The organism is Nodosilinea sp. LEGE 07088, assembly GCF_015207395.1.
GTDB lineage: Bacteria > Cyanobacteriota > Cyanobacteriia > Phormidesmidales > Phormidesmidaceae > Nodosilinea.
Map to the genome: position 1 here is coordinate 1 of NZ_JADEWX010000207.1, position 9,276 is coordinate 9,276.

Here is a 9,276-nt window from a genome sequence, read left to right on the forward strand (position 1 = left end):
CGGGAGGGGCAGCGCCGCCCGGTTCAGCCTGGTCGAGCAGTACTGGCGGTACCGCCGCCGGGTCGGGCCAGCGACTGGCCTCCAGGGTTACCGCACCGGCCAGCCCCCCGGGCACGACATCGTTACCCACCAGCGTGAGCGGTTGACGGGTGTCATTGCGCAGGTCAGCCTCGCGGTTGTAGCGCAGAATATTGCCAGCCGGATCGTCGGCCTGGCCCAGGTCAGGCCGACCCGTGTCTTGCACGGCTAGGCCAGCGGTCTGATTTTGCACCAGGCGATTTTGGCGCAGCACTGGACTAGCGGCCCCGGCGACCTGGATGCCGATCTGGTTGCTAGAGCATTGGCAGTTACGCAGCAGCGGTGCGGCATTTTGCCCGATATACACCCCTGTGCCGCAGCGCTCTATGGTGCAGTCCTGCACCTCGCCCCGGGCCTGGTCGAGAAAGCTCAGGCCGCGATCGCGCCCCGCCTCCACCCGAGTTTGACTAATCAATGGTTGAGCCGCACCGACTACCTGTAGGGCCACCGTACTCTGGCCCAAACGGCAGGCCTGCACTTGGGGGCTACCCGAGCCGATCAAAATCCCTACGCCCTCGGGGTTTTGCACCATTACCCCCTGCAGTTGACCCTGGCCTTCTAGCAGCACCCCCACCGATAGACCGCCTGGTCCGACACCGCCGCCGACCACCAAAATCCCCTGCCCCTGGGTCGCTGCTTGCCCCATCACCACCACCCCATCGGGCACGGTAATCGGAAAGCGCTCGCCGGTCGCCACACTGTAGGTGCCTGGGGCCAGTCTAATCAACGTACTGCCCGGATCCCGCGCTCCAATCGCCGCTGTCAGGGTTCGATAGGGTAACTGAGGGCGGCCTGAAGGTTCGTCAACCCCGCGACTGGGGTCTACATCCAAGGTTTTAGCAATGGTATCCACCGGAGAAATATCCCAAAAACAGGAGGAAATGCAGCGCTCGGCCCAGAATTTAGCCCAGAATATCGCTATGATTTAGCCAGTTAAAGGATAGGGCGAAAGTTGTGATCGCGGTTGCTGTTGGCCTAAATCTACTGATTGCGCTGTTCTGCCTCTATGTGGCCTGGCGGCTGTGGCGGTTGAGTAAAACCCTAGGGAGAGTAGCCGACTCCATGACCAACTGGGAGCGCAGTACCCATAACACCCTTAACCCGGCGGTGACGCCCCCATTAATTTTGCGTGGCCAAACTGGTACAGCTGCCTTGCGAGGGCGCTACAGCCAGCTGCAGGGGCAAATTCAACGGCTTAACCAGGCGATCGCCGTGGTGAGCCTGGTGCCGATGGCGAGCCGTTGGTTAGGGAGTAGAAAGGTCAGGCCTAGTGGCAAGCTGGGGCGTTCGAGAAAGACGATAGGATGACTCTAGCCCCGTTGTGTTCACGCCGTTGTGATCGCAGCCGAGGGCGATAGCCTGCGATACCTACAGGGAACAACTATGAGCGACAGACAATCGGGTGGGTTTATTGGCGGCCTCGTTATCGGTGCCGCAATGGGCGCAGTGGCGGGCCTGCTCATGGCCCCGCGCACCGGTCGTGAAACCCGTCGTATTCTCAAAAAGTCTGCTGACGCACTGCCCGAACTGGTCGAAGATCTGTCTACTACGGTGCATCTCCAGGCTGATCGCCTCTCTGAAACAGCGTTGGTCAACTGGGATCAGACCCTGGTTCGCCTACGAGATGCGATCACGGCGGGGCAGGCGGCCAGTCGCCAGGAATATGAGCAACTGAGCCAGTCTGCACCGATGGCCAGCAACGGATCTACCCAGGAATAAGCGCACCAGGAGTAGGAGCATCTGTTTTGGCTGACCCGCTATTTTGGCTAGCCCTATCGTTTTTGCTAGTAGTCGTCAGTTTGACGACCATGTTAATGGTGGCTATCCCGGTGCTGAAGGAACTGGGTCGAGCGGCCCGCAGCGCCGAAAAGATGTTTGACACCCTTAGCCGCGAGCTGCCGCCCACCCTAGAAGCGATTCGCCTCACGGGGTTAGAGATCACCGAGCTCACCGACGATGTCACCGATGGAGTTCAAAGTGCCGGGCAGGTAGTGCAGCAGGTCAACCAAAGTATTTCCTCGGCCCAAACCGGAGTCAAGCGCCTAAATAAAGGCACCAAGAGCCTTTGGGCCGGAGCCCGCGCTGCGTGGCAGACGTTGTCTACCGCCGAAACATCTCGGGCACCGCAGTCCGCCAAGTCGTTTACCCCGCCTGAAACTGATCGCAATCGACCCCCCAGTCAAAGGCCAACCGCAGCGACTGCGTTGGAGCCCCAGGAGCGGGCTAACCATCCAGACAGAAATGGGGATTTTGGGGGCGCTCGCCGTCCTTTCCTAGCGTCAAACGACCGTCATTCTGCCGCAGATTTCGACGGTGAAGTCCCCGCATCCCCGCCGCCCGTTAAGTCTGGAGCAGAGGTTCAGCAGGCTGACGCAGAGCCAGAGCAGCCCCAATGTCAACCTCCTTCAACTGCCAGTCGCCAAAGCGAGCTCGATCGGAGCTAGCCTCACATTAGGCGGCGAGGCGAGCCACCAGCGACACCTCAAACACCTGCTCAAAGTAGTCTTTCTTGTAGTCGAGGTTCCACAGTTCTGAGGCGCAGTCGTCGCCGGGATAGGCCGCCTTTACCTCTATGTTCAGCACGTGGGCATCGGCGTCGAAGTTGCAGTGAATGCTCTTGACCGCACCAATGCCGCGGCGATCGAGGGCCACCGCCAGGCGCAGCAGGGCGCTGAGGTGGGTGACCATCTGCCGATGGTAGCGGGTGGGCAGGCTGCCGTAGTTATCGTGCTTCTTTTTGGGGGCGCTCTTGCGGTGATAGCGGGCGATGTTAGCAATTACCTCTAGTTCGGTTTCGGTATAGCCGAGCAGCTCACCGTGGCGCACCAGGTAGTAAGAATGCTTGTGGTGAGATGAATGGCTAATAAAATGACCGCAGTTGTGGAGAATGGCCGCGGCCCAGAGCAGTTCTTTTTCTAAGTTGCCCCAGGTATGCAGGCTGCCCCGGGTCTGCTCAAACAGATCCATAGCAAACTGGGCCACCCGCTGGGAGCGATCGAGGTGCACCTTATATTTTTTGGCGGTTTTCAGTACGTTGCGCTGGCGTACCGACTTTTGAAACTGCATCCGGTCTTCGATCAGACCGTGGGTCAGCATCCAGTCGACGACGACGCCTTCCCGGAGCGCCCGCTCGCAGATGGTAATGCTGTCGGCCTTGAGTAGCCCCATGGTTTCGTGGAGAATAATAGCCCCGGCCACAATAATTTCAGCCCGACGAGGCGACATCTCGGGCATATCTAGCCGTTCGTCGTAGGGCAACCGGCGCAGGGTTTCGATCAGCTGCGAAACCTCGTCGTAGCTGATCTGAAACCCGTTGAGCGGGTCGGGCACCAGGCCCAACCGCTGGTAAGCTACCAGGGCCGCCAGGCACTCGATCGTACCCGAGGTGCCAATCAATTGCATCGGTTCCTCAGGCCCTAGGTGAGACCTGAGCGCGGTGGCGTTGGGCTCGATCATGCCCCGCACATAGCCCCGCAGCGTACTGAACTCTGGGTCTGAGATCGGGTCAGTCGTGACATATTGAGCGGTCAGGCGCACAGCCCCAATCTTGGTGCTGCTGAGAAAGCGATGGGGTTCGCCGGTGCCTAAAATCAGCTCGGTCGAGCCGCCGCCAATGTCGATAATGCTGTGGGGCTGACCGTGGAACTCCATGCCCGAGAGCACCCCGAGATAGATGCGGCGGGCCTCTTCGGTACCAGAGATCAGGTTGATAGAGAGGCCCACCTCGCTGTAGACCCGTTCGATAAAGCCCTGACCGTTGCTGGCCTCTCTCACAGCGCTAGTGGCGACCGCAACAATGTCTTCGGCCTGGAGGCTGCTGGCGATCGCACAGCAGCGCTTCAGCGCCTTTACCGCCCGCTCCATCGCCGCCTCCGATAGCCCCCCAGTCTCTTTATTAAAATCGCCCAGACGCACGGTCTCTTTTTCGCGGTCGATGATCGTGAAGGCGGGCAAATCGGGCTGAATTTTGACCACCACCATGTGGATAGAGTTGGTGCCGACATCAATGGCGGCCAGAATGCGATCGCCGGTAATTTCGGGCAGAGCAAAATCTGCAAAATCGGCCATCGATGTCCACTCGGGGGTCGAAGTAGTGCCTGTCATAGTGCGCCCATGCTGCTTTGTCTCAGATTTTACCTGCCTAGCTGTGACCCATCAGGACTGGAGGAAAACTTTATTGGCGCTAAATCGATTAGAGGAGATAGGGAGATGGGGGGCGCTACACTCATGGGGAATTGCGCGGTGGGGAGACCATGACCGTTGACTACGATGGGGTGATTATCGGCGGCACGGTACAGGGGCGAGAAGCCGCCGCCCTAGCCGCCCGCGAGGGCGCAAGAGTGGCCTTGGTCGAGGCCCCGGGAGCGGTCAATCGATCGCTTCGCCGTCAGCTGGGTCGGTCGGTGCTGGCCCAGGCTCACGATCGCTCCGGGTGGGCCAGCCTCAACGCCCAGATCAAAGCCCTAGAGGCCGTCGCCTACCCCCAGCTGAGCCTAGACTGTCTGGCCGCCAGCGGCGTGGATGTGGTGCTGGAACCAGGACAGTTTAGCCCTCGCCCGCACCTGGCGGTCACGACCCTGAGTCGGCGGCTGCGATCGCGCCGCTACCTGCTGGCCCCCGGCACCGAGGTCACCATACCCGATATTCCCGGTCTGGCAGAGACCCCTTACCTCACCCTCGATACCCTGCTGGCCCTAGAGACCCAGCCCGAGTCGGTGATTATTTTGGGACGCAGCGGGGCGGCGATCGCCCTGGCCCAAGCCCTGGCTCGGCTCGGCACGCCCACCGCGCTGGTCAGCCGAGGCGCCACGCTGCTACCCACCGAAGATGCAGATATTTCGGCGTTTATAGCCGCGCTGCTGGAGGCAGCGGGAGTCATGCTCAGGCTGGGTAGTCCCATAGAACTCCTTCGCCATCCAGGCAAGGCTGAGCTGTTACTCACCAACGGCGATCGCCTCACGGGTCAGCATTTGATCGTCGCCACGGCCACCTACCCTGCTCTAGGGCAGCTCAATCTGGGCAGCATCGGCATTCAGCCTAGCCAAGTTCACGGTATTGCCACCGTGCTATCGGTGGACGATCGCCTGAGGACCAACCATTCTCAGGTCTTTGCCTGCGGCCCAGCGCTCGGCGGCTACTGGGCTGAGAGCACCGACCACTCTGATGTCGCGATCGCCCTTCGCAACGCTCTCTATCTGCCCTGGCGCCAGTTTTCTTGTTTCAATCGCCCGGCTTTGCTGCACACCACGCCCGAGTTCGCCCGCATTGGCTTAACGGCAACCCAGGCCCAACGCTGGTACGGCAGCGAGGCCACTGTGCTGCAAGTGCCCTTTGGTCAGGTGCTCAAAGCCCACTATGGCGACGATATCACTGGCTTTTGCCGATGGATGGTGCGGGCCGACGGGCAGATCCTAGGAGCCCAGATCTGCGGCCCCGGGGCCAGCGAACTCATGGCTACCGTCGCCCTGGCGCTCCACCAGGGCATTCCCCTCCAGCGGCTAGAGCGCCTCCCAACCCTCTCCCCTAGTCTGGCTGCCATCCTGCCCCTGATGGTCGAGACCTGGCAGCGGCAGCGGTGGCAGACGGGTACCTGGCGACGCGACTGGGCCGAGAACTGGTTTAACTGGCGGCGATCGCGGAGACGACAAGGATAACCATTAACGCAGGCTTTCACAGGCAATGCCGTCATTGTCGCCGTCCAGGCGATGGGGGTCGCCGGGGGTGGCTTCGAGCAAAGCCTGGGCCTGCTGCCAGGTAGAGAAGTCGCCGCAGTCGCAGTTGCCAGAGGCGCAGGCGGGCAGGTTACTGGCGGCGGGTGGTGGCGTAACCGGCGCTGGAGTGACCATCGGCGTGGGGCTAGGGGATTCCCCACCTCGGCGAAAATCCCAGGGCAGGGTGGGGTTAGACTGACTCCAGAAATTGCGGCGGGCGTTGCGGGCCGCAGATTCGGCCTGGCGGTAGTCGTCAGCGGTGGTGGCACAGCCTGAAATATATTGCTCGTAGACGACGGCATAGCCTTCGCGCACCAGCTGTAACCCCACCGACTGCCCCCCCGCGTAGATTTCGGCTACGGTGCGATCATAGCGATCGCGCTCGATGGCCCGCACCTCGACGAGCTGCCCGGTCGGGAGCAGCTGCCGCAGCCGCCGCGTGGCCTCGGGGCCAAAGGTCTGATTCGTTTCCGGCGCATCAATACAGGCGACGCGGATAGTCACTGGGCCATCTCGACCCTGCACCCGCAGCGTATCGCCGTCACCGACAGAAATGACTGGGGCGGTTGGCAAGGACTTGGCGGCGGCCTGGGCCGCATAGGCCCGGTTCGCTTCGTATTCCTGGCGTTTTTGCTGGGCGGTGGAGAACAGCTCGCTGCTGCTAGGGATGCTGGTGAGGGAGGCAATTGCCTCTTGCCACTGGCCCTCTACCTGTCGCCAATCGCTGGCCGATTGAGCGGCTTGAGTGGCCACCGCTGCGGCCATGCCCTGCTCTAGAGCCTGACTATAGCGCTGCTGTTCTGGATCGTCCGGCTCAGAATCTTCAGCAGGCAAGAAAGTGAGAGAGTTGGCGTCACCCCCGGCAACAACATCGGACACCAGCTGGGTTCCCATCGCGCCAACTTCAGTCAACGTCGAGCACCCTGACAACAGAGTCAGTAGCCCTAGCAGCGATAGGCGCTGGCGCTGGGTGGATAAAAATTGACTTGTATTGGGCTGGGGCATAGTTGGGGCTAGTGATGCGATCGCTAATTTTACTCCGGAGAATTCTGGCGACAACAACACCCGACCGGCTCTAAAAGGTCCAGGTCCTGCGCCCCTACCCCAAGATATTTCCTTGCCCGAACGTCTCCTCTGTATACTAAGATACTGACCCCAGTCAGGCTCCTCAGGATAGTTTCCCTAGAATAATTTCCCTAGATTCAAGGGGGCAATGGGTCACCTAAATTGGCGATGCGGGCGGCTTACGCCGCCTGGTCAAGGCCCCGGCACCCGTCGTAGCCACCGTAGGGCATCGGCCAGGAACTCAGCCGCGTGGCTATTCGACAGCGATCGCAGCTGCCCCCCAGCTCGACTAGTCGTTGGGCAAACCCCTGCTCTTTGGCACAACAAACGTGACGTGCATGTAGGCCAGGTCTACACCCAGAAGATAAACTCTTTCAGAGATCAGGAATAGTCAAGTTTGACTGACAAGCTGTCCAATACACCGCCGATTCTAGACCCGATGTTGCAATCAAACGCAATAGATCTGGGGAGCACGTCGCCTTCTCGACCTCTCCCCAAGTCTCTGTGATGAGATTTTAAAGCTCTTTTTTTCCCAATTTTGGGAGAAGGGGGATGAGGGCCTTACAAGAAATTTAAGGCTTTTGGCAATTCAGGAGATGCTATTTCATCAGCACCATTCCTCCCCGGATAACCCAATCCAAAATCCCCAATCCAAAGTCCAAAATTGAACTCACCCCATCAAGATCACGTTATCCAGCACATGGATAATGCCGTTGTCGGCCTCGATATCGGCAGCCAGCACCGTGGCATTCTTCACCTCAAAGCCTTCGGTGCCATCAATCGGGATGGGGGACCCTTCGAGGGAATCCACCGTCCCCATTTTGATTAGCTCGTCCTTGGTGTATTTACCGGCGGCCACGTGGAAGGTCAAAATTCTGGCTAGCTGAGGCGGATTTTGCACCAGGGTTTGCACCGTGCCGGGGGGCAGCTTGGCAAAGGCATCATCGTTGGGGGCAAACACGGTAAAAGGACCAGGGCTTTGCAGGGCTTCAACTAGTCCGGCAGCTTGGACGGCGGCGACTAGGGTAGAGAAAGCCTCGTTACTGACGGCGATATCGACGATCGTAGGCATGGTTGTTGAGTTTTGGGGGGTTGAGTGTTGAGTTGACTAGCAACCCGGTTTCTGGCAGAAACCGGGTTGCTGGCTTTAGCGATAGTCCTGAGTCTGTACCTGGCGCAGCCTGGCTTCGGGCCGGGTAAAGCGATCCATTTGGGCTTCAAAGAACTGGCGGTTGGCCATCAGGTGGCGGGGGTTGGGGTCATCCAGAGGGTAGAGCAGGGCACAGCGCAGAGCCTGAATTACAGCCGAGGTAACGTTGTACATCGAGCGCTGAAAAGTAATACCGAGCTGAATCAAAATGTCGTCTTCGCCCCGACAGTGCTTGTGGTAATACTCCAGCAGGTAGGGGGGCAGGAAGTGCACCATGTCCTGCATCAGCAGGGTGGGAGGAATGCCCGCGCTGCCCACGGGAAACACGTCGGCGTAGAGGATGCCGTAGTGAAAGTCGTTTTGGTCGGCGGGCACCTGCCCGGCCTGGGCATTATAGGACTTGGTGCCTCGGAAGGGGGCGGTGCGATAGAACACCGCTTCCACGTAGGGCAGAGCCGCTTCATAGAGCCAGGTAAAACCGCAGGATTTGGGAATCAGCTCAAAACATTCGTCGCCAACATAAACGTGGTGGTAGATGGGGCGACCGGCCACGGCAAAGATGCCGTTGACTAAAAAGTCCATGGCGGCGGGTACGCCTGCAAAGCCACCCTCGTCGTAGATGTCGCTCATCTCAAAGAAGACCGGGGCCATCACTTCCCAAAACAGGCCCAGGTTGGAGTAGTAGGAGAGCTCGCGGCACTTCTCGTAAAACATCTCGGGGAAGAGTTTGTGCAGCCCCAGCATCACTGGGTTGCCCTTGAAGTAGGCCTTGATGGCGCGATCGCATGCCGCCTTATACTCATCGGTATACAAATAGTCGTTGAACCGCCCGCCCATGTCCTGGTGCCACAGCATCGCCACCATGCAGGCCTCGGCAAACTCCATGTTGACGCGATCGTGCCAGAGGTGATGGAAGAGCTTTGGTAGCTTGCGCTTGAGTTCCCCCTGCTCCATAAATTCCAGCAGTTCGGGGTGCACATTGGCCTCGCCGCGCCAGATCCGCAGGTCGGCGGTATCCCCCGCGTAGTGGTTGGGCAGATCCAGATATTCCTGAGGCAAAAAGTACTTAAAGGCAGGCAGCGGGTTCAAAAACACTCGCTCGGCAATGTACAGCAAATCCCGCCAGTAAAAATCCATCGGCACGGCATAGGCCTTATAGATGCCGATGATCTGCATTAGATTCTCGGGGGTATCGGGCAGCATGGAGCCCCCTGCCTCCAGCCGGTGAATGACATCGGCATGGATATGGGTGGAGGGGGGAATCAGAGTGGG

General features: G+C 59.7%; 9 protein-coding genes. 4 read left to right on the plus strand and 5 right to left on the minus strand.

The features are described from left to right. Positions 1-931, minus strand: a 931-nt coding sequence (locus tag IQ254_RS27180; RefSeq protein WP_193969281.1) for a DUF1565 domain-containing protein, incomplete at its 3' end; no start/stop codon positions are given. A gap of 101 nt (positions 932-1,032) precedes the next feature. Here IQ254_RS27180 and IQ254_RS27185 point away from each other — a divergent pair. The 3 genes from IQ254_RS27185 to IQ254_RS27195 all read left to right on the plus strand — a co-directional run bounded on the left by IQ254_RS27185 (position 1,033) and on the right by IQ254_RS27195 (position 2,522). Beyond that, complete coding sequence (locus IQ254_RS27185; protein ID WP_193969282.1) at positions 1,033-1,386, plus strand: hypothetical protein; 354 nt, start codon at positions 1,033-1,035, stop codon at positions 1,384-1,386. 75 nt (positions 1,387-1,461) lie between these two features. Further along, positions 1,462-1,797 (plus strand): YtxH domain-containing protein, encoded by a 336-nt coding sequence (locus IQ254_RS27190; RefSeq protein ID WP_193969283.1) that lies wholly within the window; start codon positions 1,462-1,464, stop codon positions 1,795-1,797. Positions 1,798-1,823: 26 nt separating this feature from the next. Continuing rightward, positions 1,824-2,522 (plus strand): DUF948 domain-containing protein, encoded by a 699-nt coding sequence (locus IQ254_RS27195; protein ID WP_193969284.1) that lies wholly within the window; start codon positions 1,824-1,826, stop codon positions 2,520-2,522. 7 nt (positions 2,523-2,529) lie between these two features. Here the strand turns inward: IQ254_RS27195 and IQ254_RS27200 are convergent, their stop codons facing one another. Continuing rightward, positions 2,530-4,146, minus strand: a complete 1,617-nt coding sequence (locus IQ254_RS27200) for a Ppx/GppA phosphatase family protein (RefSeq protein ID WP_193969287.1) — start codon at positions 4,144-4,146, stop codon at positions 2,530-2,532. A gap of 185 nt (positions 4,147-4,331) precedes the next feature. Here IQ254_RS27200 and IQ254_RS27205 point away from each other — a divergent pair, with 185 nt between their 5' ends. After that, positions 4,332-5,732: an FAD-dependent oxidoreductase gene (locus IQ254_RS27205; protein ID WP_193969285.1), complete on the plus strand. Its 1,401-nt coding sequence runs from the start codon at positions 4,332-4,334 to the stop codon at positions 5,730-5,732. A gap of 3 nt (positions 5,733-5,735) precedes the next feature. On the opposite strand, the gene IQ254_RS27210 is transcribed toward IQ254_RS27205, so the two are convergent. The 3 genes from IQ254_RS27210 to IQ254_RS27220 form a co-directional block, all read right to left on the minus strand. Continuing rightward, on the minus strand, positions 5,736-6,794 hold the full coding sequence (locus IQ254_RS27210; protein WP_228041148.1) for a thermonuclease family protein: 1,059 nt from the start codon (positions 6,792-6,794) through the stop codon (positions 5,736-5,738). 730 nt (positions 6,795-7,524) lie between these two features. Continuing rightward, positions 7,525-7,926 carry a fasciclin domain-containing protein gene (locus IQ254_RS27215; RefSeq protein ID WP_193969286.1) on the minus strand — a complete coding sequence of 134 codons (402 nt, stop codon included), beginning with the start codon at positions 7,924-7,926 and terminating at the stop codon, positions 7,525-7,527. 75 nt (positions 7,927-8,001) lie between these two features. Next, positions 8,002-9,270, minus strand: coding sequence for a CO2 hydration protein (locus IQ254_RS27220; protein WP_193969289.1), 1,269 nt, complete (start codon positions 9,268-9,270; stop codon positions 8,002-8,004). Positions 9,271-9,276 lie beyond the last annotated feature (6 nt).